The following is a 25,845-nucleotide window of genomic DNA, read 5'->3' as shown; positions in this document are numbered from 1 at the left end:
TTTTAAATCATATTAATATGAAAAAATCAATTTTAAACTTAGGAAAAGCTTTAAACAAAGCAAAACAAAAACAAATTAATGGAGGTGGTAGATATATAATATGTAGCATGGAAATGGGCGAGTGTCCTTGTAATTGTTTTTGGGATCATTCACAATGCGTTATGGATAAAACTGTTATAGCTCAGCCTTGTCATTAATTAACTTTATTTAAAAGTAAAACTATATAAGCGCTTAATTCACAAAGAGGGAGATATTTCTCCCTCTTTCGTTAAATAAAAAACTAAAAATGCCACAAATTACCCAAAACATAGAAATACGAAGTGAAGAAGTACAAGAAATATTAAGTCACGTACCTAACTGGATGATTCGCTGGGGAAATACACTGTTTTTGGGGCTCATAGTAATGTTACTTTTCATTACATGGTTTGTAAAATATCCCGATGTTATTTCTTCTGAAGTGATGGTAACAACCTTTTTTCCTCCTGAAAAAATATATGCTAAATCAACAGGTAAATTTGAAATATTTTTAACAAGTGAAGATAAAAACGTTTCAGAAAATGAAGTATTGGCCGTGATTGACAATAGCGCTTCATATAAAGATGTTTTACTTTTAAAAAGCATTACAGATACTATAACTTATAATAATAATTTTTCATTTCCTATTGAAAAACTTCCGTTTCTTGTTTTAGGAGATATTACTACTAGTTTCTCTCAATTTGAGAACGACTATTCTGAATATGTTTTAAACAATAAGCTTACTCCCTACAAATCAGAAACCTTTGCTAACAAAATGTCTGTCATTGAAGCAAAAGGAAGGTTGCAAATTTTGTTATCACAAAAAAATCTAAACAAAAAAGAATTAGAATTTAAAGAAAAAGATCTTAATAGAAGTAAAAAAATGTTTGCTCAAGGGGTTATTTCTGCCAAAGAAAAAGAACAAAAAGAAATTGAATTTTTACAATCTAAAAGATCCTATAAAAGTTTAGAGGCCTCTATTTCTCAAATTAGAGAATTGATAAATAATTCTAACAAAAACTTAGAGGGAACTTCTATTAAAAAAACTCAAAACGATAGTCGCTTAAAAAAGAAAGCAATTCAATCTTTTTTATATTTAAAAAAAGCTATAAAAGATTGGGAGAAAAAATATGCTTTAACTTCATCTATATATGGTAAAGTATCTTTTTTATCTTTTTGGAATAAGAATCAAACTGTAAAAACAGATGAGTTGATTTTTATAATTATTCCTACTAAAGATAACTCGTTTATTGGAAAAATAAAAGCACCTGCTGCAAACTCTGGTAAAATAAAAAAAGGGCAAAAAGTTCAAATAAAACTTTTAAATTACCCTTCAGATGAATTTGGTGAATTAAACGGAAAAGTTCTTTCTATTTCACAACTACCAGACTTAAAAGGGAATTACCTAATAGATGTTGAACTGCCTCAAGATTTAAAAACTAGCTACGGAAAAACAATTGCTTTCAGACAAGAAATGAAAGGGACTGCTGATATCATAACTGAAGATTTACGATTGATAGAACGTTTTTTCTATCAATTAAGAAATATTATTAAATAAAACATTCTTTCATTAAATAAAACGTTAAAGAAATGTTAAAGGAAATAGGGTTACTCCTATTTTATTAGGGATATCCCTATTTATTAATTAGGGGTAATGGGTATTGTAATTACTTGTTTTTAAACTTAAATTTACCCAAGCCATACTGCTTCCTTAAACTCCTCTTTATGAAAAAAGAAAAAAAATCTATTCTAATCATAGATAGCTGCCCTTTAATATGTGAAGCATACAAAAGCCTAATTAACTCAATAAACAAGACAAATAACCAATCTTTAAACACAAACCTAGCGCACTGTGCTGAAGGAGGGTACGACATAATAAACAGAATAAACAAAAACAATCTAACCCTCGATATAGCAATTTTAGAGTTAAAATTCTCTCAAAAAATTGATGAAAAAAAGATATCTGGAGAGGATTTGGCTACTACAATAAGAAAAACATTACCCGATACTAAAATTATTATTTCAACAACATCTGATGATAATTTTAGAATTCATAATATTTTTAAAACAATAAATCCAGAAGGGTTTATTTTAAAAAGAGATTTGACTTCTAGTGAGTTTAAAACAGCTGTAAATTCTGTTATTAATGATGATCTTTTTTATAGTAAATCTATTTTAAGACTTTTAAGAAAAGAAATTTCTTCAAACTTTTTAATTGATAGTGTAGATCGAAAAATATTATACGAACTATCAATCGGAGCCAGAATGAAAGACATGCCGAACTATATTCCGTTATCCGCAGCGAGTATTGAAAAAAGGAAACGTCACTTGAAAAAAATATTTAATGTAAAAGATAAAGGCGACAGAGAACTCATATTAACAGCTAAAGAGAAAGGCTTCATATAAAGTTTCACTTTTGCACTTATATATTTTATATCATATTCTTTCATTTACCATAAGCAAATTATATTAATATATAAAGAAAAAAACCATAATAAAAGTAAGGCTTAACCTTACTTTTATTATGGTTTTTTTTTAGTTTTATTAGAATTAAAAAAATAGCTTTGGAAAAACAAAAATTATTACCTAAAAAAATTACGCCTTTTGAAAGATACATTAATCAACTTAGTACAACGTTTATTAAAGAAAAATAAGATATCTTTTGACAAAGAAGAACTTTTCTTTCAAATACAAAGCCATCCTTCATACCCAAGTTTACATGCTATCACGGGAGTCTTAGATCATTTTAATATCGAAAATGTAGCTGCTAATGTACCTGTAAATTCAGCTACACTTACACAGCTACCTAATTGTTTTATAGCGCAAATTAACACTGAACAGAATAAAGATTTAGTTACTGTAGAGAAAGAAGGTCTAAACTATATTATTATCAGTACTGATAATAAAAAAAATAAAATTTCCGAAAATGATTTTCTTCAAAAATTCACAGGTATTATTGTGGCTGTAGAACAATCTGAAGAAAACTCACCTATAGAAAAAAATTCAAATATTACCCAAACTATTGTAGTAAGTGCATTAATATTATTAGCTTCATTTGTTGTTTATCAAAATACAACCTCTTTATTTACCCCTATCCATTTAATTTTATCGGTAATTGGTGTTGTAATTAGTATTGCTATCATAAAACAAGAATTAGGTTTAAAAACAACAATAGGTGATGCTTTTTGTTCTGGTACTGATGATAAAAAAGACTGTGATGCTGTATTAACTTCTAAAGGGGCAGAAATATTTAAAAACTATAAATTAAGTGATTTTAGTATTTTGTACTTTACTGGGTTAACTCTCTTGACTTTTCTTCAAGCTACTAACCCGACAATCTCATATACTATAAGTTTGATTGCAATCCCTGTTACCTTATACTCTTTATACTACCAATACGCTGTTATAAAAAAATGGTGTTTACTTTGTTTAAGTATTGTAGGAGTATTATGGTTACAAGCTTTAATTCCTGTAATTACAAATACTTATAACACTAATTTCATAATTACAGATGTCATTGTTTTTAGCTTAGTAGCATTAGCTAACTGGTTATCTTGGTACTACCTAAAACCTTTGTTTACTGATATTCATCAGTTAAAGAAAGAAAAAATTGAAAACGTAAAATTTAAAAGAAATTATACCTTATTTGATAGTTTATTACAAAAAGCTCCATTATTAAATACTCAAATAGAAAACTGTAAAGAAATAATTTTTGGAAACCCCAATTCGAACTTAGAAATTGTAATAGTAACCAACCCTTTTTGTGGACACTGTAAACCTGTTCATAAACATATTGATGAAATATTACACAGATATCATCAAAATGTAAAAATAATTACTCGTTTTACTATTAATGCAGACGATAAAGAGAATAATTTAGTTAAAGTAACTAGTAAATTACTAGAAATTCATGATAAAAAAGGAGAGGTTACATGCCTAGAAGCGATGTCTGAGATATATGAAGATGGAAACACAGATGCTTGGTTAAAAAAATGGGGAAATTGCAATAATGTAAACTACTATATTTCTGAATTAGAAAAAGGAAGTAACTGGTGTGCAGAAAATGCTATTAATTTTACTCCAGAAATATTAATAAACGGAAAATCTTTTCCAAAAGAATATAACAGAACAGATTTAATCTTTTTTATTGAAGAATTAGAAGAAAACAATCAACCATTGGTAATGGTCTAAATTTATAAAAACAAAGCCCTAAAAGGGCTTTGCATTTTTAAACAAAATTCTCTCGCGAAGAATAGACACAAAGGTGAGTGTCTCTAAATGTTCACCGCAAAAGTAATTATTAATATTATTATAATGAAAAAAACAATTTTAAATTTTGGTAAGGCTTTAAATAAAGCGGAACAACAGTCTATTAATGGAGGTAGAAAACAATGTGATTCAAATCACGATGGTGTATGTGAAGATTCTGGCAGGCATTGTGCTGAATTATACTGTAATTTTATGCCTTTTTAATAAATCATGAGAAAATCAATTCTAAACTTAGGTAAAGTTTTAAATAAAACAGAACAGAAAAAAATTAACGGTGGTAGGCCTACTTTTTGTGAAAATCATCAAGATTGCCCAGGTGGTTTTGGTTGTTGCTATGAACAAATGTTTTGTAGAACAAATGATTACTTTACGAACGGGTATTGTCATAACCAATAAAAAACATTTAAATAGTCCTATTTTTTCACATAAAAAACAATCTCTTATCAATATAGATTAGGTATGACAAAATAGACTACAATTAATATATGAAAAAATATATTTTGGACTTCTATAAAGTTTTTAAATAAAACAAACTGCAAAGTTCTAAAAAGGCCTTTGCAGTTTGAATAAAATTATTTCTTGTAAAGAATAGACGCATACGGTGGCTGTTTTTAAATATTCACTAAATAAACAATGTTAATAATTTAGTTATGAAAAAGTCAATTTTAAATATAGGTAAGGCTTTAAACAAAGCGGAGCAACAAACGATTAATGGTGGGTATGCCCCAGTGGGGTGCTATTATAATATTCAGTGTTTACATGAATATGGTAATGATGCCTTTTGTGATGACGGAGGTCATTGTGTAATTGGATAATTTTTCATTAAAAAATCGAAAAAATAAAGAGCTTAGTTTCTTTTAGTCGAATTTCATTATCAATAGTTTTAATAAAATAATAATAATTTTTGAAAAAATTTCCAAATTTCCAACAAACAGAAGCCAAAGACTGTGGACCTACTTGTATAAAGATCATATCCAAACACTATGGTAAAACAATTAACACCCAACAACTACGAAAACTAAGTGAAACCACTAGAGAAGGTAGTAGTTTACTAGGTTTAAGTGATGCCGTGGAATCTATGGGGTTCAAATCTTTAGGGATAAAATTATCATATAATAAACTGCAAGAAGCTCCATTACCATGTATACTACATTGGAATAAAAATCACTATGTAGTACTTTATAAAATTAAAAAAGACTCTATTTATATTTCCGATCCTGCTCATGGATTAATCTCTTTTACCAAAGCAGAGTTTATTCAATCTTGGATTGGTAACAATGCTAATGAAAATACAGAAGAAGGTATTGCTTTATTAGTAGAACCTACCCCTCGTTTTTATAATGAAGAATTTGAAGAAGATGAAAAATTTGGATTCTCTTTTATATTCAAATACTTATTCAAATACAAAAAATTTATAGTACAGCTTATTATAGGACTGCTTGCTGGAAGTTTATTGCAACTAATACTTCCGTTCTTAACACAAAGTATTGTGGATGTTGGTATTAAAAACCAAGATTTAAACTTTATATATTTAATCTTATTTGCTCAATTATTTTTGTTTGTTGGTAAAGCTTCTTTAGAAATTATTCGAAGTTGGATTTTACTGCACTTAAGTACTCGAATAAATATTTCATTAATCTCTGATTTTTTTATAAAATTAATGAAACTACCCATCTCCTATTTCGATGTAAGAATGACTGGAGATTTATTACAAAGAATTAATGATCATAAACGAATAGAACGAATATTAACTACTTCTTCTTTAACTGTTTTATTTTCTTTTTTCAACCTAATTATTTTCAGTTTAGTACTAGGCTATTATAGTTTACAAATTTTTGGAGTATTCGTTATTGGAAGTATTTTATACTTCGGATGGGTCTTATTTTTCTTCAAAAAAAGAAAAGAATTAGACTATAAACGATTCTCACAAGTAAGTCAAGAACAAAGTAAAGTAATTGAACTTATTAACGGAATGCAAGAAATTAAGCTACACAATGCCGAACGCCGAATGCGTTGGAACTGGGAATATGTACAAGCTCGATTATTTAAAGTAGCTACTAAAAGTTTAGCGTTAGAACAAACTCAAAGTGTAGGTTCTAATTTTATTAATGAACTAAAGAATATGTTCATAACTGTACTTTCTGCTAAGTTGGTGATTGACGGCGATATTACATTGGGTATGATGATGGCAATTAGTTATATCGTTGGGCAATTAAATGGCCCAATTACACAATTAATTAATTTCATGCGTGACGTACAAGATGCTCAAATATCTATTGATAGGCTTGGTGAAATTCATAATATGGAAGATGAAGAAAAACCTGGTGATGAAAAAATTACACATATTCCTGAAAATGCAGTTATAAAATTAAATAACATTTCATTTAGATATACGGGCGGATTAGAACCTGTGCTTAACGACTTATCTTTAGAAATACCAGCGAATAAAACCACAGCCATTGTTGGAGTTAGTGGTAGTGGAAAAACTACTTTAATGAAATTATTACTTGGGTTCTATCAAGTAGATAAAGGAGATATTATGGTAAATAATTTTAACCTGAAAAATATCTCTCAAAAAGAATGGAGAAGAAACTGTGGAGTCGTAATGCAAGAAGGATATATTTTCAATGATTCTATTGCTAAAAACATTGCCGTAGGTGAAGATTATGTTGATAAAGAAAAATTAGCACATGCTATAAATGTAGCTAATATAGCAGATTATATAGAAGGTCTCCCGCTTGGTTACAATACTAAAATAGGTAGTGAAGGTAACGGATTGAGTACTGGACAAAAACAACGACTACTTATTGCTAGGTCTGTATATAAAAATCCACGATTCTTGTTTTTTGACGAAGCTACTTCTGCCCTAGATGCTAATAATGAAAAGGTAATTATGGGAAAATTGAATGAGTTCTTCTCTGATAAAACAGCAGTTGTAATTGCTCACAGATTAAGTACAGTGAAAAATGCACATCAAATAGTGGTATTAGATAAAGGGAAAATTATCGAAAAGGGTACGCATGAAGAATTAATAAAACTAAAAGGAAGTTACCATCATCTAGTTAAAAATCAACTAGATTTAGGTAAATAAAATATATAAACGTCATTACGAGAAGAGAAGCGACGAAGTAATCTTATCAACACAAACAAGATTGCTTCATTTCATTCTCAATGACAAAAGCATTCTCTCGCGAGGAATAGACACAAACCTTGAGTGTCTTTAAATGATCAAGGGGTTAATCAAATTTAAATTATTTAAAAATGAAAAAATCAATTTTAAACTTAGGTAAATCTTTAAATAAAGCAGAACAAAAATCAATTAATGGTGGAATTGGACCTGTATGTAGATCAGGTTATTTTAACGATCAAGATACTTGTCGTAAAGGTTATCACCCTCACCCTATCTACGGTGCTGTTGCTTGCTGTAGAGATTAAGACTCTCACTTTAATAACAAATACCCCCTTTATTACCTTAAAATAATCAAGGATTTAATTAAACTATAACTATGAAAAAATCAATTTTAAACTTAGGTAAAACTTTAAATAAAGCGGAACAAAAAAACATTAATGGAAACGGTCCTATACCTAGTCTTAGAGTGTGTGAATGTTCGACCCCAGGAATCCCTGATTTCCTACCTTGCGACTGGAAACATCGTAGTATTTTTTGCGATGGGAAAATAAAAAACATATAAACAAAACCTTAAACTATTTAACAAATTAAGGTTTATTTAAAAAATAATCAATGAAAAAACAAATTTTAAACTTAGGAAAAACTTTAAATAGAGTAGAACAAAAAGAAATTAATGGTGGTTTTGGTTGTACCCAATTCCCTATAAGTTTATGTTTTGGTCCTATTCCAGGTTGCTTGCCTTGTAATCAAATACAAAATTATCCAGGCGCTGACAGATGTGTTATAATGGATATTAGTTGTGATTCTGGTGAAACTAATTAAAAAATTCACTCTTATTACCAATAATAAGAGGGGAATAATATTCCCCTCTATTACAATACTTTAAAAATATTACATGCCACAAAATAATCAAGAAATAGAAATACGAAGTGATGAGGTTCAAGAAATTTTGAGCCATGTACCAAATTGGATGATTCGATGGGGTAATACTTTATTTTTAGGCTTAATTTTAATGCTACTATTTATTACATGGTTTGTAAAATATCCTGATGTTATTTCTTCTGAGGTCATGGTAACAACCTCTTTTCCTCCTGAAAAAATATACGCTAAATCAACAGGTCAGTTTGAAGTATTCTTAACTAGTGAAGACAAAAATGTTTATGTAAATGAAATATTGGCTGTCATAGAAAATAGCGCTTCTTATAAAGACGTATTACTTTTAAAAAGTATTACAGATACAATAACATTTCACCATAATCAGTTTTCTTTCCCTATTGAAAAACTTCCGTTTCTTATTTTAGGAGACATTACCACTAGTTTTTCGCAGTTTGAAAACGACTATTCTGAATATATTTTAAATAACAAACTTACCCCATATAAATCGGAGACCTTTGCCAACAGAATGTCAGTAATTGAGGCAAAAGGGCGATTACAAATTCTATTATCACAAAAAAACCTTAACAGAAAAGAATTAGAATTTAAAGAAAAAGACCTTAACAGAAATAAAAAAATGTTTATGCAAGGGGTTATTTCAGCCAAAGAAAAAGAACAAAAAGAAATAGAGTTTTTACAATCTAAAAGATCTTACAAAGGTCTAGAAGCATCTATCTCTCAAATTAGAGAACTTATAAATAATTCTGCTAAAAACTTAGAAGGTACTTCAATTAAAAAAACTCAAAACGATACTCGTTTAAAAAAGAAAGCGATTCAATCGTTCCTATATTTAAAAAAAGCAATAAAAGATTGGGAAAAACAATATGCATTAACTTCATCTATTAATGGTAAAGTATCATTTTTATCATTTTGGAATAAAAGCCAAACTGTAAAAACAGGTGAATTAATCTTTATTATTATACCTACTAAAAACAATTCTTTTATAGGGAAAATTAAAGCGCCTGCTGCAAACTCGGGAAAAATAAAAAAAGGACAAAAAGTACAAATAAAACTTTTGAATTACCCTTCTGATGAATTTGGTGAATTAAACGGAAAAGTACTTTCTATCTCTCAAGTACCAAATTTAAAAGGTAATTACCTAATCGACGTTGAATTACCACAAGATTTAAAAACAACTTACGATAAAAAAATAGCTTTCAGACAAGAAATGAAAGGTACTGCTGATATCGTAACTGAAGATTTACGATTGATTGAACGTTTTTTCTATCAATTAAGAAACATCATTAAATAAAAAATTCTCTCTCAAAAAATAGACATAAACCTTGAATGTCTTTAAATGATCAAGGATTTAATCAAATTTAAATTATTTAAAAAATGAAAAAATCAATTTTAAACCTAGGTAAAGCTTTAAACAAAGTAGAGCAAAAAGAAATTAATGGTGGTATAAATCAATGCAATACTTATTCTGGTCCTATTTATTATGACGAAAATAATTGTGATGCTTTTAATGCTTTACCTTTATACCATCAAAAATGTGTTATGGTACATGTTTATTGTTTTCCAAGATAAAAACAAAAGAAGAAGCTTAATTAATATAAAACATAAAATCTAATTATTTAGATAAAACACTCTCGCGAAGAGTAGACACAAACCTTGAGTGTCTTTAAATAATCAAGGATTTAATCAAATTTAAATTATTTAAAAATGAAAAAATCAATTTTAAACTTAGGTAAAGCTTTAAATAAAGCGGAACAAAAAGAAATTAATGGAGGTATCGGATTTGGTTCTTGTACAGGAAGTGGTAGCAGATGTTGTGTACAAACCCCAAGGGGACAATTTTGCGATGCTGGTAGATGTACCCGACATGGTTGTCTTTGGTATTAATTTCCCAGTTTTTTTTTAAAAAAAACTTTTATAAAATTAAAGCGAACTTTTGTTCGCTTTTTTTTATAACTAATTATTTTTATTTGCACAAAAGGATTAAATTAGCAAGCTTGCTAAAAAAGTAAATTTAGCATTGTAAATTGTTACATTAATTTAAAAGCGTATGAGTATGAATGATGACAGAAAAATAAAAGAAAAATTACAACCAAAAACTTGGAATGAAATAAAAACAAACGATTCTTGGGCTATTTTTAAAATCATGGCAGAATTTGTTGAAGGCTATGAAAAATTAAGTAAAATTGGCCCTTGTGTATCGATTTTTGGTTCTGCTCGAACAAAACCGGGTGATAAATATTACGAATTAGCAGAAGAAGTTGCTTATAAATTAACTCAAAATGGTTTTGGTGTAATTACTGGTGGTGGTCCAGGAATTATGGAAGCAGGAAACAAAGGTGCAAACCGTGGCAAAGGTGTTTCTGTTGGTTTAAATATAGAATTACCTTTCGAACAACATGATAATCCTTGGATTGACCCAGGTAAGAGTTTAGATTTTGATTACTTTTTTGTTCGTAAAGTAATGTTTGTAAAATACTCTCAAGGCTTTGTAGTTATGCCTGGTGGTTTCGGAACTTTAGATGAATTATTTGAAGCAATCACTTTAATTCAAACAAATAAAATTGGTCGTTTCCCGATTGTTTTAGTTGGGAAAAAATTCTGGGGAGGTTTATTAGACTGGATTAAAAACACGTTAATTGAAGAAGGAAATATTAGTGAAAAAGATCTAAATTTATTTAGAGTTGTTGACACTGCTGATGAAGCTATAGATCATTTAAATAAATTCTATGCAAAGCATCAATTAAAACCAAACTTCTAAAATAATTACAATTAAAGCTTATTGAATAATATTCAATAAGCTTTAATCATTTTAACTTTGAGACACAAATTATTCTTTTTTTTATCTTTCACTTTTTTGTACTGTTATACACTAACAGCACAAACAAATACTATTGAAATAAAAGCAAAACTCGACGATAAAAACGACTTGCTTCTTATTCAACAAAAAACTGTTTTTTATAACACTTCTTCAGAAAATTTAAACTCAATATTTCTTCATAATTGGGCAAATAGTTATAAAGACAACGACACACCTTTAGGAAAACGCTTTATAGAAGATTACAATAAAAAATTTTACTTCTCAAAAAAAAAAGATAGAGGTTATTCAAAAATTCACAACCTATCTATAAACTACCAACAAGTTTCTTTTAAAGAAATAAAAAATAAATCAGATATAGTTGAAGTATCTCTAAATAAAACGCTAAAACCTAAAGACAGTTTAATTCTATCAACAACATACACTGTAAAAATTCCTAGTGCAAAATTTACAGGATACGGAAAAATAAAAAATGGTTATCATTTACGTTTCTGGCACATAGTTCCTACTATATATAAAGAAAAATGGCAGTTAATGAGTAATTTAAATCTTAATGATTTATATCAAGATCTAACTAACTATACAATAAGTATTGATGTTCCTAAAAAATATACAGTTGAGAGTAATTTATATCAATATAAAACAAAGGAAAAAAATATTATAAATTATCATTTAGTAGGAAAAAGAAAGAAAGATATTATTCTTCATGTTAATTCTCTTAATAAATTTATCTCTTTTAAAACAAAAAAGAAAGAAATAAAAACTAATGCTTATTTGAAAAGTATTCCCCGTGATACTACTTCAAAAATCATAAATAAACAAATTAAATTTATTGAAGGTTTCATAGGAAAACACCCACATACAGAGATATTTATTGATGCTACTACCATTAATAAAAACTCATTGCATGAAATATACGGTCTACCTTATTGGTTAAAACCTTTTCCTAAAAATTTTAGATGGGAAATTAATTTTTTTAAAGCTCTTACTAAAAAATATATTGATGATGTTTTAATATTAAATCAAAGAATAGATTACTGGCTTACGGATGGCTTAGAAACTTTTTTAATGATGAAATATATTAAAGAATACTACCCTAATACGACTATATTGGGAAAATATTCTAAATACTGGCCACTAAAAACATATAATATATCTAAACTAAAACAACTTGAAAAATATGCTTTTGTCTATCAATTTAGTGCACGTAAATTCTATGATCAATCCTTAACAACACCTTCAGATTCTCTTTCAAACTTTAATAGAAAAATTGTTAGTAAATATAAAGCAGGCTTAGGCTTATTATATCTTCAAGATTTTATAGGAGGAGATACTTTAGTTAAATCAGTAAAAGAGTTTTATTCAAAAAACCAATTAAAATTAAGTAACAGTAATAGTTTTAAAAAAACCCTTCAAAAAAACTCTTCAAAAGACTTAAAATGGTTTTTTAACGATTACATAAAAACAAATAAAAAAATTGATTATAAAATATCTAAAATAACTAGCACAAAAAACAAAGACTCTTTAGAAGTTACAATTAAAAACAAAAGAAATTTCTCATCTCCTATTGCTTTATATGGAATACAAAAACAGCAAATAAAATTTAAAACATGGGTTACAGGAACTGACTCTTCTAAAACAATTAAAATCAAAAAAGGTGATTTTAATAAACTCGCTTTAAATTATGAAAATAGCTACCCTGAATACAACTCGTTAGATAATTTTAGAAAAATAAACAATAACCTAATAAACAAACCACTTCAATTTAGATTTTTAAAGGATATAGAAAACCCATATTACAATCAATTATTTTACTATCCTGACTTTAAATACAACTTATATGATGGACTTATATTAGGCGTAAACATTCATAACAAATCTATTGTAAATCATAATTTCGAGTTTAGTTTAACACCAAATTACAGTACTAAAAGTAATAATTTCACCGGATCATATTCATTGGCTTACAATCATTTTTTTAATAAATCTAAAATTTATAAAATTCGATATGGTTTTGGTGGCAGCAATTTTCATCATGCTCCCGAACTTGAGTATAAAACTTTCTCTCCATTCATAAGCATTCTCTTTAGACGAAATACACTTCGTGACATTGGTTTGAAAACTTTTACCACTCGTTTGATTAGTATTAATAAGCAAACTAAACTGGGAGAGATTAAAACTAATAGAGACAAATACAATATTTTAAACTTACGGTATATCCACTACAAATTTGATGCTATTAACAGGATTCAATACGCTATAAATGCCGAATTTAACTCAAAATTTAGCAAAATAACAACCGATTTTCGTTTTCGTCGTTTTTTTGCAGAAGATAGAAGTTATGAATTTCGTTTTTTTGGTGGGGTTTTCTTATCTAATAAAACCGATGGAGATTATTTTAGTTTCGGACTAAATAGTGGTTCTGATTATTTATTTGAACAAAATTTATTTGGGCGATCAGAAAACAATGGCATCTTTAGTCAGCAATTTGTTGTTGGTCAAGGAGGCTTCAAGTCTAAATTCAATAGTCCTCAATTTTCAAACAGTCTAATAGCTTCATTAAACACAAGTGTTAGTGTTTGGAAATGGGCAGAAATATATAATGACTTTGCTTATTTAAAAAACAAAAAAAATTCTCCAAGGTTTTTTTATGAAAACGGAGTCCGGCTAAACTTCATTCCTAATATTTTTGAATTTTACTTACCTATATATACTAATGAAGGGTTTGAAGTTACAAAAGAAGCCTATCCTACAAAAATAAGATTTGTTATTACAACTAGTGTTGACAGAATTTACAATTTCATTAGAAGAGGCTTATTATAGATACTTCAACAAATCTTCTTTTTTCGCTCTTTTTTTGAAGAATATTCAATGAAAGTTGAAATTTTTAAATTTCAACTAAAAAAACTATCTTTGTGACTATCCCAAAATAGAGAACCATGACGCAAAAGACCGAAGTAACTAACACTCAACAACTTTCTTTTCAAGATTTCAAAAATGAAGTTTTAAACGACTATAGAGTTGCTCGAATAAGTAGAGAGTGTAGTTTGTTAGGACGTAGAGAAGTTTTAACAGGTAAAGCTAAATTCGGTATTTTTGGTGATGGTAAAGAAGTGCCACAATTAGCAATGGCAAAAGCTTTTAAAAATGGGGATTTTCGTTCTGGTTATTATAGAGATCAAACCTTTATGATGGCTATTGGTCAATTATCACCTCAACAATTTTTTGCAGGATTATATGGTCACTCAGATATTAATGCAGAACCAATGTCTGCTGGTCGTCAAATGGGTGGTCATTTCGCTACACATTCTTTAGATGAAAACGGGCAATGGAAAAATTTAACTGCTCAAAAAAACTCATCTGCTGATATTTCTCCAACTGCTGGTCAAATGCCACGTTTATTAGGTTTAGCACAGGCTTCTAAAATTTATAGAAATGTAAAAGGGTTAGAAAATTTTACTGATTTTTCTAATAAAGGAAACGAAGTCGCTTGGGGTACCATTGGTAATGCAAGTACTTCTGAAGGTTTATTTTTTGAAACTATTAATGCTGCTGGTGTTTTACAAGTACCGATGGTTATGAATGTTTGGGATGATGAGTATGGTATTTCTGTTCACGCCAAATATCAAACAACAAAAGAAAGTATTTCTGAAATTTTAAAAGGATTTCAAAAAGAAAATGATACTAACGGATATGAAATTTTTGTAGTTAATGGTTGGGATTATGTACAATTAGTAGATATTTATAATAAAGCTTCTAAAATTGCTAGAGAACAACACATACCTGTATTAATTCATGTAAAAGAATTAACACAACCACAAGGGCATTCTACTTCTGGATCTCACGAAAGATATAAATCTGCTGAACGTTTAAAATGGGAACAAGAATTTGATTGTCTTACTCAAATGCGTAAATGGATTTTAGAATTTGAATTAGAAGATGAAAACGGAGGTATTTTAAAGTTTATTGATTCAGAAGAAGAGTTAATAAAAATAGATAAAGAATCTAAAAAAGAAGTTAGTAAAGCTAAACGTGATGCATGGAGTGCATACTCAAATGAAATAAAATCTGAAGTTGCTATTGCTATAGATTTATTAGAAAAAGTAGCTCAGAAAAGTAATAACGGTTCTTTTATTACAAAATATAAGAATGATTTAGCCGCTATAGACGAACCTATCAGAAAAGATCTTTTAGTTGCTACTCGTAAAGCATTACGTTACTTAAAAGATGAAAAATTTGCAGAAAAAATAACATTGCAAAACTTTATTAAATTATCAATAGATAATGCGGCTGTTAAATTTTCTTCTCATTTATTAAGCGAAACAGCACTTGCTACCAAAAACGTACCTTCTGAAGTACCTACTTATGCTACCGAAAAAAAATTGGTCGATGCTCGTGTTATAATGCGTGACAATTTTGATGCTATTTTTAAAAAATATCCAGAGACTTTAATTTTTGGTGAAGATGCTGGTTATATAGGTGATGTAAATCAAGGTTTAGAAGGCTTACAAGAAAAATATGGTGAGTTAAGAGTTTCAGATACAGGTATTCGTGAAGCTACTATTTTAGGACAGGGTATTGGAATGGCAATGCGTGGTTTACGTCCGATTGCTGAGATTCAATACTTAGACTATTTATTGTATGCTTTGCAAATAATGAGTGATGATTTAGCAACACTTCGTTATCGTACTTTTGGTAAGCAAAAAGCACCGTTAATTATCCGTACACGAGGTCACCGCTTAGAAGGTATTTGGCATTCTGGTTCTCCTATGGGAGGAATTATAAATAATATACGTGGAATTCATGTTTTAGTTCCTAGAAACATGACTAAAGCTGCTGGTTTTTATAACACTTTATTAGAAGGTGATGACCCTGCTTTAGTTATTGAATGTTTAAACGGATATCGTTTAAAAGAAGAATTACCAACCAACTTAGGTGAGTTTAAAACTCCAATTGGTGTTGTAGAAACTATAAAAGAAGGAGCTGACCTTACTGTTATTTCTTACGGTTCTACTTTACGAATTATTGAAGAGGCTGCTAAAGATTTAACACAAGTTGGTATTGATATAGAAATTATAGATGCACAAAGTTTACTACCTTTTGATTTAAATCATGACACAGTAAAATCTGTAGCTAAAACAAATCGTTTATTAGTAGTTGATGAGGATGTTCCTGGTGGGGCTTCAGCTTATTTATTACAAGAAATTGTTGAAAATCAGAATGGGTACAAGCATTTAGATAGCAAACCTCAAACATTAACAGCAAAAGCACACAGGCCTTCTTATGGTACTGACGGAGATTATTTTTCTAAGCCTTCTGCTGAAGATATTTTCGAAAAAGTATACGAAATTATGAATGAAGCAAATCCTACAAAATTTAAAGACTTGTATTAAAAATACTATATAAAAACAAAAAAGCCTTTTAGAAAAAATTCTAAAAGGCTTTTTCGTTTTTATGTCTAAAATCTAAGACTTAGGCTCTTCTTCTACCTTAACATCCTTTACATCAATCTCTTTATTTCTTAACTCGTAATCTTTAATTTTACCTTCTATAATACTTACAAACTTAGAAGATGATAAATCTGGGTTACCAATCACTTCTTGTAATGCTTTGATTCTTTCTGTCATTGTTGATTTTTTGATTGCTGAACTCGCAAATTTTGCAGTTGCAATATCAATCTCATCATTTGTTATATTTGATGATTTTATCCAACCTTCTTCAACATACTCACCTTCTGCTCTTTTACCTTTTACCTTCATCCAATCACCCTGATTTTCTGTTACAGCTATAATATCCATTACACTGTACTTCTTTTCAGTTTTTGTTAGTAAATCTGGTCTTTTATAAACATTTGCTGATTCAAGCATAGCTCCAACCTTACCATTTACAGCTAAAAAGGTAGCTCTTGTCCACCCTTCTTTACCATCAGTTAACTTAACTTTATAATACTGTTTTTTTGATTTACTATCAGTAATTTCTTCTCCAGTAAAAGCTACTTTCTCTCCTAAACTCATTGAAGTTATCCACTTTCCTTTTGATGATGGAGTTTCTCTTATAGATAATTTATCTAATAAACAGATAGCACTTGTAGTTGGTGCTTTAACTTTTTCTGCTTGCTCACCTTTTTCTGTTATATTTTTTTCAGATTCGTTAGACTTACCTGTTTCTTTACATGCTGCAAACAAAGAGGATACTAAAACAATTGCAATAAATACTTTTTTCATTTTTTATTATTTTTTTTACAAATATATGAGTTTTATTAATATCTATTTAAAAGCACCTAATTGAAATCTCATTATATTTTCATTTGTTCAATAAGGTATTACTTAATCTGCTTTTTAAAAAAGTTTTTTTACAATTTATCGTTCCGTTTACGCGTATTTTCTCAAATCAATAACATAGTTACTACACGTATTTTAATTATTCCTATTCTAAAATTAAATAGAATTAATTACAATTTCTTTTAACGAACGCATTTTAACCAGTCTTTTTAATTTTTTTGATTTTGTTAGTTTCTCTTCTGCTTTGTTTTTTTCTGAATTAGTTGCTGTCTTTTTCGGCCATATATGAAACCCGCCTATCATAGTATCCCGAAAGCCTGCTTTCATCCTTTCAAACAAAGCTGCATCAATTCCTGGCGGCATTTGCACTATATTTTCCCAAACACCCCATATTCCTTGCTCGTCAATATCTCCATTATATTTTATCTGATGGGTTGCATAACGTTTTATCATTGCTACTTTAAATGTTTTTAAACAGTAATTACCTTTCCATGTATATGAGGCAATATCATCTGTTCCATTACCTGAGATAATTCCTTTTTTAAAGACTAAATTAATTTCCATTTTATGCTGTTCAGAAGATTTATTATAACAATAAAACCCCTCCCATTCTCCACTTGGTAAAAACTGGTGAGTTTCTGTTTCTTCTTTATTTTTATTAATCTTTAGCATATTATTCTTTTAAAAATTACAGAGGTAAGTAGATAGTTACTTATATTTTAATTGAAACATCTTGAGGAATGTTTGATTGAGCGTAGTCGAAACCTATTTATAACAAACTAATAGTTCTCGACTCCGCTCGAACTGATAATAAAAACCATACTAATTTAACTACCTACCTCTAAAAATTATATTACTTTAAACTGTGTAACAAAGTCATCTTTAATGTCTTTATAACTATTTGTACAATATATATGATTTATAGTTTCTTTTAATTCATCAAAACCATAGTTAAATTGTGCATGCGTTACATATAAAGAAACATTTAGTGCTCCTTGTTTTTTTAATTCTTCTGCTAAAAATTTAAACGTTCTACCTCCATCAGCTAAATCATCAACAATTAAACATTCTTTTCCCTTAACATCTCCCTGAATACTTATTACAGGTACTCCGTTTACTCTTACTTTATTTGACGGTACCAAATCTGCATTTAACTTCTCCGCAATTTCGTGAGTCGTTTTATAAGCACCTGCGTCTGGACTTATTAATATCGGACTTCCTATTTTAAAGTATGCTTTCTTAACGTATTCAAAATTCTTTAATTCTACTGAATTATTAATTAAAGCTAAACTTATTGAGCTGTGTGGATGCAATATTTCAACACTATCAAAATTTAGTGAGTTAATAAAATTGGCTATTATTTTTAAATCGAAAGATTCTCCAGTATTAAAACGCCTGTCTGATCGCTGACCAATTAAACAAGTAATTGTTAATATTGCTATCGCATTTTTATTTGTAACATTAACAGCGTCCCAAGCTTCTTTTACAGCTGCTATTCGAAATAAATCTTCGTAAGAATTTCCTCTAATTTTAATATGTAAATCTCCCGTTTCTATAATTTTAGCGGCAACTTGTCCGTCTTTAAACTTCTTTATTTCGTATTTCATCTATCAATCTTTTTAAATTTACATATGCTTCTTTTAAACCTGCTCTATCATCTAATAAAATATTATAGTATGGTTTTCGCGTATTCATTAACGGGTTCTCATTTATTAAATCATACGGTATTTTTCTGTTTTCTAAATCTATTTTTACTCTTTCTAAATCTTTTCCTTCATTTGCTGTAAACAAAATCATAGTAAACCCTAAAGATTTACACTCTTGTAATAATTTAATTATTGTGGTAAAATCGATTCCAACCTTATGATAATCGAACACCGTATTATCGTAATCAAAAGCGACAAAAAGACTTTTATGTGCTATATAATCTGTTTTTAACCGATTATAAAAATCAAAATCTAATACATTCATTTATATATTTTTTCATTAAAACTGTTTGCAATTTCTTCTAAATAGGAGCTATTTTCAATGTTATTTATCATAAACAAAGGAATCTCTTTTAAACCAAATCTCCCAGCCATAATACCAGCAGTAATTGATGCAATAGAATCTACATCACCACCTAATAAAACAGCTTTTTTTAATGCATCAAAAGCATTTGTGGCGTTTTTAAGAATATAAAGAACAGCACCCGTTGTAAATTTTGAATCTGAAGGAACTCCGTTTATCCCTGGTAAGAAATAAGGAGCTTCTATTGGTTGATTACCACATAAAATGGTTAATTCTTCAGCACTTAAATTTTCATAGACTCCTATTTTATTTACTTCTATCAAATAGCTTTTATATTCATCATTTAATATTACCTTATCAAAGCAATATTCTATAATATTTGCTGGATCACCTTTTTTAACGATTATATACTCTGATGCTCTAGCGATACATTGACTTGATAATATTGCGTTTATATTTGGGTGTGTAGCATTTGCATTTATTAAAGCATATTCATTTATTAAATTCTCATCTAATAACCCCAAAAAAACAGCTCTCATTGCAGGAGCATTACCAGGGTTAGGTCTATCTCTCTGAAAATCTCGAACCTCTTCTATTGTTTTGTATCCTGAATAATACCAACTCATAGATCCATGACCATTTCTTCCGTGCCCTTTAATTTCTATTCCCTTATCATACTCTTCTTTCCATTTCCGAACTAATAAATCTTCCGAAAACGGTTCTTTAGATATTAGGGCATTGATTAATCCAATAGTCATTTCTGTATCATCAGTATAATCCCATTCTTTATAATTTTTAGTAAAAATTTCCTTTTTCTCTTTAGCTACTTTTATCTGACCTCTAGCATTTACGAATCTAGAAAAATCAACATGCTCTCTTATCCAATTCCTATCCTGAAATTCTACACCTGCACCAAACGCATCACCAATAGCTGTACCAATAAGTATTTCCTTAATCATAAAAGTTATAGGTTTATATTATCTTCTAAATCAACCTTATTTAAGAAATTTGTTATCGCATCCTTCAATAATGTATTTGAATTACCATAACTCACTATTTTAACATCTAATGGAGCGTTTTTAAACTTATCTAGCACTTTAACTAACGATTCAACTATCCAATCTGTTTCATTACCAAATGCTCCACCGCCTACTAAAGTTAAAAAAACTTTATTGGAACTATACTTATTCATATTTATCATAGCCGCATACAAAGTAGCTTCGTATGTTGCTTCTAAAATTACTCTTGCGAAACTTTCCCAATAAAATGATTCAATATCAGAATAAGCAACTGGTAATGCTGAACAATACACTTGAGAAACAATTTGTTTTTCTTCTGCAATAGTCACTTCTGTATTCCATTGAATACCAACATTTAATTTCCCCTTTAAATATTCTCTTTCTTTTTGATTTAGCTTACCTAGTTGTTTATTTACATTTAAAAGCCCTTCTTGACTTAACAAAGCATATCCGTTACTCATTTTCCATAACAGTAAGTCTTCATTATTTAATTCTTCTCCTATATCACTTAAACAATCAATTTGATTTTCAGACGTTTGACCAACTTTACCATTAACTTTTGCAAAATAATTTCTATATATTGTTCCTGCTCCACAAGCAATAGCACATGCTGGCCCTTGTGTAAAGTCTCTTTCATAAATATCAACTCCTTTTTCAGGTGTAATATTTGGCCCAACCATTTCTAATAGATTAAACTGTGACGCTGCTTGAAAAAGCGCATTTTTATTATTCAAATCACAATGCAAATCTTGTACGTTTGTTACAATTTCAGATACTTTTATCTTACCTTTTAATTTGTTTTCGAATAATTTAGTTCTTAAATTCTCTAAAGAAACAACTTCTAACTCACCGAATTGAAAGGATTTATTATTTTTTTTTGAAATGATATTGTGCCCATCAATAAGTATATTATTCTTCACATTCTCATGTGAAATCTCTTTAAAACCTGTTAATTTTTCAAACCACATAAGCTCATTTTATACACTTTCATTTATACGTCCTCTAACATCTTGTAATGTTACCTCATTTAAAAAGGCACCGTCTTTATATATGATTTGCAACTCTCCTTGCGCTTCTTCTTCAACAGAAACTTGATCTACCAAAACATATTCATCATCAACCAAATCTACTTTTACCAATCCTTTTGCAGATTTCTTTATTCCGTCATCTGTAATTGGATCTTTAAAAATTTCTCTTCGTTCTCCGTTTACTACAACTGAAGTTGCTTTCATAGCAAATCCAAAAGTATCTCTTGTATTAAATTGATATGTAAAAGAACCAATACCTAAAACAACATTTGTAGATGCAAACCCTTTATCATGTAATCTTTTACATATTTGCTCTGCTCTTTCTGTTGTTATACTATCGCCATAAATAGCACCAATGTGCTTATCTAAAACTTTAAATCCTTCCTTATTTACTGTACCTCCAAAAATATCCCAAAGTAATTCTACTACTCCTTTTTCTTGTGGTGTTGTTCCGTTTATACTTTGATTTTCTCCACAAATAATGTCTACAGGATCTCCACTATCAGGTCTTATTACCAACTTACCATCTCTAGATAAAACCTCTTCTTTTAATTTTGGTAAATAATCGGTAAGCACTTTCCATAAATCCCAAGTATCACTTACTACAGATAATATTCCTGTTGGATATGTATTCATTAATGCTCTAAATGTACCTATTTCATCATCTTTTGTTCCAGCACACATTACAGAATGTTCTGTTGCGTTTACAGAGCCAACTACAAAGCCTTTTGCATTGTAATATTTACGTAATCCACTAATAACAGGAAGTGTGTCTGACCCCATAAAAACACTTGCATGTCCCATACCTGAAGATAAAGCACTTTGTAAACCTCCCATTCCTCTCATTGAAAAATCATGCCCTTGAAAATCTATAAAAGCGACATTTTCACTATCGGTTAATAATGCCCATTTTTTAAAGATTCGTTTATATAAAATAGCTATTGTAGCCGATGTCATTGGTTGCCATAGCATGGTAGATAATATAGTTTCTAAAAAATTGGTTATCCAATAAAAATCTTTGTGTGTATTTACAACAGTAAGCATAGGAACTCTAATTGGCACTTCTACTCCTTCTTGTAATGATTTAACTTTTATTGGTAAATATTGTAAATCGTGTAATTGTTCGTAATGAGTTACATCATATTCAGCTCCTAGGTATAAAGAAAGCTCTTCTTTAATTTCGTTACAAACCTCTTCTTTATTTTTCGAAAAGAAATTGTCTTTAAAATAATCGTGTAACCATTTAATAACATATTGCTGTCCGAAAGAAACAACTTTATCACATCCTTTAGGTGCATATTTATTACTTCTTGGTGTCCAATTAGAATAAACTTCTTCTGTTCCTTTTGGGTATTGTTGGTGGTGTCCTGTTTTATAACCGTCGGTTAATAATAATCCATTCATAGAAACAATGTTTTAGTTTGCGTAATTATGACACAAATATATAATGTATTTTAATTTTAAACTAATTTTATTTGCGTTATTTTAACACAAATTAATGAAATCACTGAATATAAGTAACTAAACCTCAAAAACAATTCCCTCTTTTTTAAGTTGAAAGTATCTTTTTTCATTAAATTGAAATAAATTTGCGGGCCTACCAGAGCCTTTTGATACTTTTTCATCAAGCTCATCAAGTACGTTTAATCCAATAATTTTCTTTCTAAAATTTCTTCTATCAACATCTCTACCTAAAAGAGTTGTGTATAATTTTTCTAAATCTGAAAACGGAAATTTTGCGTCGAGTAGTTCAAACCCCAAAGGTTCATAAGTAATTTTCCCTTGTAATCTTTCTATAGCAGCTTTCAGTATTTCTTTATGATCAAAAGATAAATCTGGTAATTCATCAATATTAAACCATTCAGCTTGTTCAGCATCAGTTGAAGCTTTTACTCTAAAAGCATTAGGCCGTACTAATCCAAAATAAGCAATTGATACTACTCTAGCTCTTGGATCTCTATCTGGTGACCCAAACGTATACAACTGCTCTAAATAGTTAATCTTTACACCTGTTTCCTCTTTAAGTTCTCTCTCTACAGCTTCTTCTAATGATTCTGTATTTAAAACAAAACCACCAGGTATCGCCCATTTGCCTTTAAAAGGTTCGTATTTTCTTTTTATAAGTAATATTGATATAACACCTGCTTCATAACCAAAAACAACTGCATCTACTGATAGTTTTATAGATTGCTCACTCATGTATATGTGTAATTTACACACAAAAATAGTTAAATTTATGCTCTCAACAAATGATTCCCTATTGCGCATTGTAAACAACGTTTTTCTGTACAGTAATTATTTTTAAGTTCTAATAAAGCTTGACTATCAAAAGCGCTGGTTATACCAATTTTTAAATCAGAAAACTTATCAATAATTGAATTCTTTTCTGGTTTAATTTGCTTAATTAATTTAAAGAAATCTTCTTCATTAACTTCTTCTCCCTTACTTTGTTTGTATACAAATTGTAAAGGTATAATGGTATTTATAAGTAATAAATCAACAAATGATTTTGTGAGTTTTTTCAATGTTTTTTTTGATTCAGTCTCAAACGTATAATGTTCTTTCCAAAAATCATTTACTTCAACTGAAAACAAACTATAAAAATCTTCTATTTTATTCAATTGCATTAATTTAGAAAACAAATTTTGATGTTTATGAAACAATGCCACTAACTGAGCAATTCGAATGGTTGGAAAATTTGTGGGACGCATTCTAAAAAACTGAAATAAATTATTCGAAATGGGTTCTAAATTATGTTTATGCTTTAAATAATCATACTCTTTTTTTAATTGAATGAAATATTCATTTTCTATATCCTTTTCTAAAAAACCTGCTTGACCAAATAATAAAGCAGAAAGCTCCTGTTCGTTAAAGCAAACTTTTCTTAGAGTAGAAAAACTAAACGATTGCACTAATTGTAGAAAAGCGTCTCCATTTATTTTTAATCCAAAATTTCTAGCTAATAATTGAAATAATACAGCTTCATAATCATTATTTGAGCGTGATAATAGTTCTTTTATTAAAACTGATTTATTTTCTAACCGTTCTACATACAATCGCTCTAACCAATTGTTCATTAAAAAAGAATCAACATTAACTATCTCCTTTTCACAAGGAATCCAACGTAATGTTTTATAAAATAAATTATGATAATTACCCAATAAATCTTCATTAACTAAACTCTTTAATTCAAGAGTTGGCATTGGTTTATTATTTTTCATAAACACCTCTGAATCATGGCACCAAACCACATGCAAAATCACCGCGTCGTAATTCTCATCATTTTCATGCTTATGTGCATACCAATCGGAAGAATTGATATGAATTTCAACATTACCAGCCCATAATTGATCGTTTATTTTTAACTGAGCGTTTAAAAAATCAGGACCTGAATTATTATTATGAGCTCCAGGTTTAATTATCTGAATGGTTTCATTTAATTCAGATTTCAAATTATTTACATCAAACAATTTGTATTGCCACATAAAATGTAGAAATTCTTCTTTCATAACCGTAAATTAGCAATTATTTTACGACTATCAAGATATGAAAAATATTTATAAATCACTTTTTATCAGCGGATTTCCCGTTTTTTCTTTAATTATTTTTATCAAAACAATTATAAATATTGATTTTAACATCAATGAAATAGGGCTCTTAATTTCATCTCTTACTGTTATTGTTTTCTTTTCAATGTTATTTATAAAACCAGTAGCAAGAACAACGAAAAATTTGCAATTCTACTCAACTTTTATTGTTATCGGTTTTCTTTTAAATCTTTTTAATTTCGAACAAAAATCGCTTCTTATAGCAGTAATTTTAACTTTAGGTTGGTTAGCATATTTAACTTGGTATTCTTCTTTTAACTTCAGAGACACTTCAATTTTAGATATAGGAAAAACACTTCCTAATTTTATTCTTAAGAACAACCAAGGAGAAGATATCTCAATAGATAATTTACCTGGTGATTTTAATATATTCATTTTTTACCGTGGAAATTGGTGTCCGCTTTGTATGGCTCAAATACAGGAAGTTGTAGACCAATACAAGGAAATAGAAAAACGAAATACTACTATGGTTTTAGTAAGTTCTCAACCTCACAAATACACTGAAAAATTAGCAAAAAAACATAAAGTCCCTTTTCAATTTTTAGTAGACAGCGATAATATTGTTGCGAAACAACTTGGTATTCTTCATAAAAACGGATTACCCGCAGGGTTTCAAGTTTTTGGTTACGACACTGATGTTGTTTTACCAACTGTTATTATTACTAACAAAAACAATAAAATTATTTTTGCCGATTTAACCGATAATTACCGAGTACGACCAGAACCAGAGACTTTTATTAAAGTTATAGACAACTATAACAATTAAATTTATTACC

Annotated in this window: 27 protein-coding genes; 18 read left to right on the top strand and 9 right to left on the bottom strand. The window is 28.9% G+C overall.

Annotation, left to right across the window (positions count from 1 at the left end):
• The first annotated feature begins 17 nt into the window (after positions 1-17).
• The 17 genes from CXF68_RS08185 (at position 18) to CXF68_RS08115 (ending at position 16,516) form a co-directional block, all read left to right on the top strand.
• Positions 18-197: a hypothetical protein gene (locus CXF68_RS08185; RefSeq protein ID WP_101043895.1), complete on the top strand. Its 180-nt coding sequence runs from the start codon at positions 18-20 to the stop codon at positions 195-197.
• An 89-nt stretch (positions 198-286) separates the two neighbouring features.
• Positions 287-1,573, top strand: a complete 1,287-nt coding sequence (locus tag CXF68_RS08180; RefSeq protein WP_101043894.1) for an HlyD family efflux transporter periplasmic adaptor subunit — start codon at positions 287-289, stop codon at positions 1,571-1,573.
• Positions 1,574-1,740: 167 nt separating this feature from the next.
• Positions 1,741-2,421, top strand: coding sequence for a response regulator transcription factor (locus CXF68_RS08175; RefSeq protein ID WP_101043893.1), 681 nt, complete (start codon positions 1,741-1,743; stop codon positions 2,419-2,421).
• Positions 2,422-2,619: 198 nt separating this feature from the next.
• Entirely contained in the window at positions 2,620-4,206 is a 1,587-nt protein-coding gene (locus CXF68_RS08170) for a vitamin K epoxide reductase family protein (RefSeq protein ID WP_101043892.1), read from the top strand.
• A 123-nt stretch (positions 4,207-4,329) separates the two neighbouring features.
• Positions 4,330-4,488, top strand: a complete 159-nt coding sequence (locus CXF68_RS08165) for a hypothetical protein (RefSeq protein ID WP_157821878.1) — start codon at positions 4,330-4,332, stop codon at positions 4,486-4,488.
• A 6-nt stretch (positions 4,489-4,494) separates the two neighbouring features.
• On the top strand, positions 4,495-4,680 hold the full coding sequence (locus tag CXF68_RS08160) for a hypothetical protein (RefSeq protein ID WP_101043890.1): 186 nt from the start codon (positions 4,495-4,497) through the stop codon (positions 4,678-4,680).
• Positions 4,681-4,934: 254 nt separating this feature from the next.
• Positions 4,935-5,099 (top strand): hypothetical protein, encoded by a 165-nt coding sequence (locus CXF68_RS20515; protein WP_157821877.1) that lies wholly within the window; start codon positions 4,935-4,937, stop codon positions 5,097-5,099.
• Positions 5,100-5,188: 89 nt separating this feature from the next.
• Complete coding sequence (locus CXF68_RS08155; RefSeq protein WP_101043889.1) at positions 5,189-7,375, top strand: peptidase domain-containing ABC transporter; 2,187 nt, start codon at positions 5,189-5,191, stop codon at positions 7,373-7,375.
• 170 nt (positions 7,376-7,545) lie between these two features.
• Positions 7,546-7,719, top strand: coding sequence for a hypothetical protein (locus tag CXF68_RS20510; protein ID WP_157821876.1), 174 nt, complete (start codon positions 7,546-7,548; stop codon positions 7,717-7,719).
• Positions 7,720-7,790: 71 nt separating this feature from the next.
• Positions 7,791-7,976 carry a hypothetical protein gene (locus tag CXF68_RS20505; RefSeq protein ID WP_157821875.1) on the top strand — a complete coding sequence of 62 codons (186 nt, stop codon included), beginning with the start codon at positions 7,791-7,793 and terminating at the stop codon, positions 7,974-7,976.
• 50 nt (positions 7,977-8,026) lie between these two features.
• Positions 8,027-8,236, top strand: coding sequence for a hypothetical protein (locus tag CXF68_RS08145; RefSeq protein WP_101043887.1), 210 nt, complete (start codon positions 8,027-8,029; stop codon positions 8,234-8,236).
• A gap of 73 nt (positions 8,237-8,309) precedes the next feature.
• Positions 8,310-9,599, top strand: a complete 1,290-nt coding sequence (locus CXF68_RS08140; protein WP_101043886.1) for an HlyD family secretion protein — start codon at positions 8,310-8,312, stop codon at positions 9,597-9,599.
• 83 nt (positions 9,600-9,682) lie between these two features.
• Positions 9,683-9,877, top strand: coding sequence for a hypothetical protein (locus CXF68_RS08135; protein WP_101043885.1), 195 nt, complete (start codon positions 9,683-9,685; stop codon positions 9,875-9,877).
• A gap of 135 nt (positions 9,878-10,012) precedes the next feature.
• Complete coding sequence (locus CXF68_RS08130; protein WP_101043884.1) at positions 10,013-10,192, top strand: hypothetical protein; 180 nt, start codon at positions 10,013-10,015, stop codon at positions 10,190-10,192.
• Positions 10,193-10,361: 169 nt separating this feature from the next.
• Positions 10,362-11,066, top strand: coding sequence for a TIGR00730 family Rossman fold protein (locus CXF68_RS08125; RefSeq protein ID WP_101047416.1), 705 nt, complete (start codon positions 10,362-10,364; stop codon positions 11,064-11,066).
• A 96-nt stretch (positions 11,067-11,162) separates the two neighbouring features.
• A complete protein-coding gene (locus tag CXF68_RS08120; protein WP_101043883.1) occupies positions 11,163-13,946 on the top strand; it encodes an aminopeptidase in 2,784 nt (927 codons plus the stop codon).
• Between the two features lie 116 nt (positions 13,947-14,062).
• A complete protein-coding gene (locus CXF68_RS08115) occupies positions 14,063-16,516 on the top strand; it encodes a thiamine pyrophosphate-dependent enzyme (RefSeq protein ID WP_101043882.1) in 2,454 nt (817 codons plus the stop codon).
• 72 nt (positions 16,517-16,588) lie between these two features.
• On the opposite strand, the gene CXF68_RS08110 is transcribed toward CXF68_RS08115, so the two are convergent.
• The 9 genes from CXF68_RS08110 to CXF68_RS08070 all read right to left on the bottom strand — a co-directional run bounded on the left by CXF68_RS08110 (position 16,589) and on the right by CXF68_RS08070 (position 24,970).
• Positions 16,589-17,347 (bottom strand): SH3 domain-containing protein, encoded by a 759-nt coding sequence (locus CXF68_RS08110; RefSeq protein ID WP_101043881.1) that lies wholly within the window; start codon positions 17,345-17,347, stop codon positions 16,589-16,591.
• A gap of 213 nt (positions 17,348-17,560) precedes the next feature.
• Positions 17,561-18,076, bottom strand: coding sequence for a hypothetical protein (locus CXF68_RS08105; RefSeq protein ID WP_101043880.1), 516 nt, complete (start codon positions 18,074-18,076; stop codon positions 17,561-17,563).
• Between the two features lie 176 nt (positions 18,077-18,252).
• Complete coding sequence (locus tag CXF68_RS08100; protein WP_101043879.1) at positions 18,253-19,011, bottom strand: phosphoribosyltransferase family protein; 759 nt, start codon at positions 19,009-19,011, stop codon at positions 18,253-18,255.
• Entirely contained in the window at positions 18,986-19,375 is a 390-nt protein-coding gene (locus CXF68_RS08095) for a hypothetical protein (RefSeq protein WP_101043878.1), read from the bottom strand. The genes CXF68_RS08100 and CXF68_RS08095 overlap by 26 nt, the downstream gene beginning before the upstream one ends.
• Positions 19,372-20,373, bottom strand: coding sequence for an ADP-ribosylglycohydrolase family protein (locus CXF68_RS08090; protein WP_101043877.1), 1,002 nt, complete (start codon positions 20,371-20,373; stop codon positions 19,372-19,374). Before CXF68_RS08090 ends, CXF68_RS08095 begins: the two co-directional genes overlap by 4 nt.
• 5 nt (positions 20,374-20,378) lie before the next feature.
• A complete protein-coding gene (locus tag CXF68_RS08085; protein WP_101043876.1) occupies positions 20,379-21,401 on the bottom strand; it encodes a hypothetical protein in 1,023 nt (340 codons plus the stop codon).
• Between the two features lie 9 nt (positions 21,402-21,410).
• On the bottom strand, positions 21,411-22,865 hold the full coding sequence (locus CXF68_RS08080) for a nicotinate phosphoribosyltransferase (RefSeq protein WP_101043875.1): 1,455 nt from the start codon (positions 22,863-22,865) through the stop codon (positions 21,411-21,413).
• Between the two features lie 117 nt (positions 22,866-22,982).
• Entirely contained in the window at positions 22,983-23,660 is a 678-nt protein-coding gene (locus CXF68_RS08075; protein WP_101043874.1) for an NUDIX domain-containing protein, read from the bottom strand.
• Positions 23,661-23,695: 35 nt separating this feature from the next.
• On the bottom strand, positions 23,696-24,970 hold the full coding sequence (locus tag CXF68_RS08070; RefSeq protein ID WP_101043873.1) for a DUF2851 family protein: 1,275 nt from the start codon (positions 24,968-24,970) through the stop codon (positions 23,696-23,698).
• 37 nt (positions 24,971-25,007) lie between these two features.
• Here CXF68_RS08070 and CXF68_RS08065 point away from each other — a divergent pair, with 37 nt between their 5' ends.
• On the top strand, positions 25,008-25,835 hold the full coding sequence (locus tag CXF68_RS08065; protein ID WP_101043872.1) for a peroxiredoxin: 828 nt from the start codon (positions 25,008-25,010) through the stop codon (positions 25,833-25,835).
• The last annotated feature ends 10 nt before the right edge of the window (positions 25,836-25,845 follow it).

The sequence above is a fragment of the Tenacibaculum sp. Bg11-29 genome, from assembly GCF_002836595.1.
Taxonomy (GTDB): domain Bacteria; phylum Bacteroidota; class Bacteroidia; order Flavobacteriales; family Flavobacteriaceae; genus Polaribacter.
This window is presented reverse-complemented; position numbering and strand designations above follow the sequence as displayed.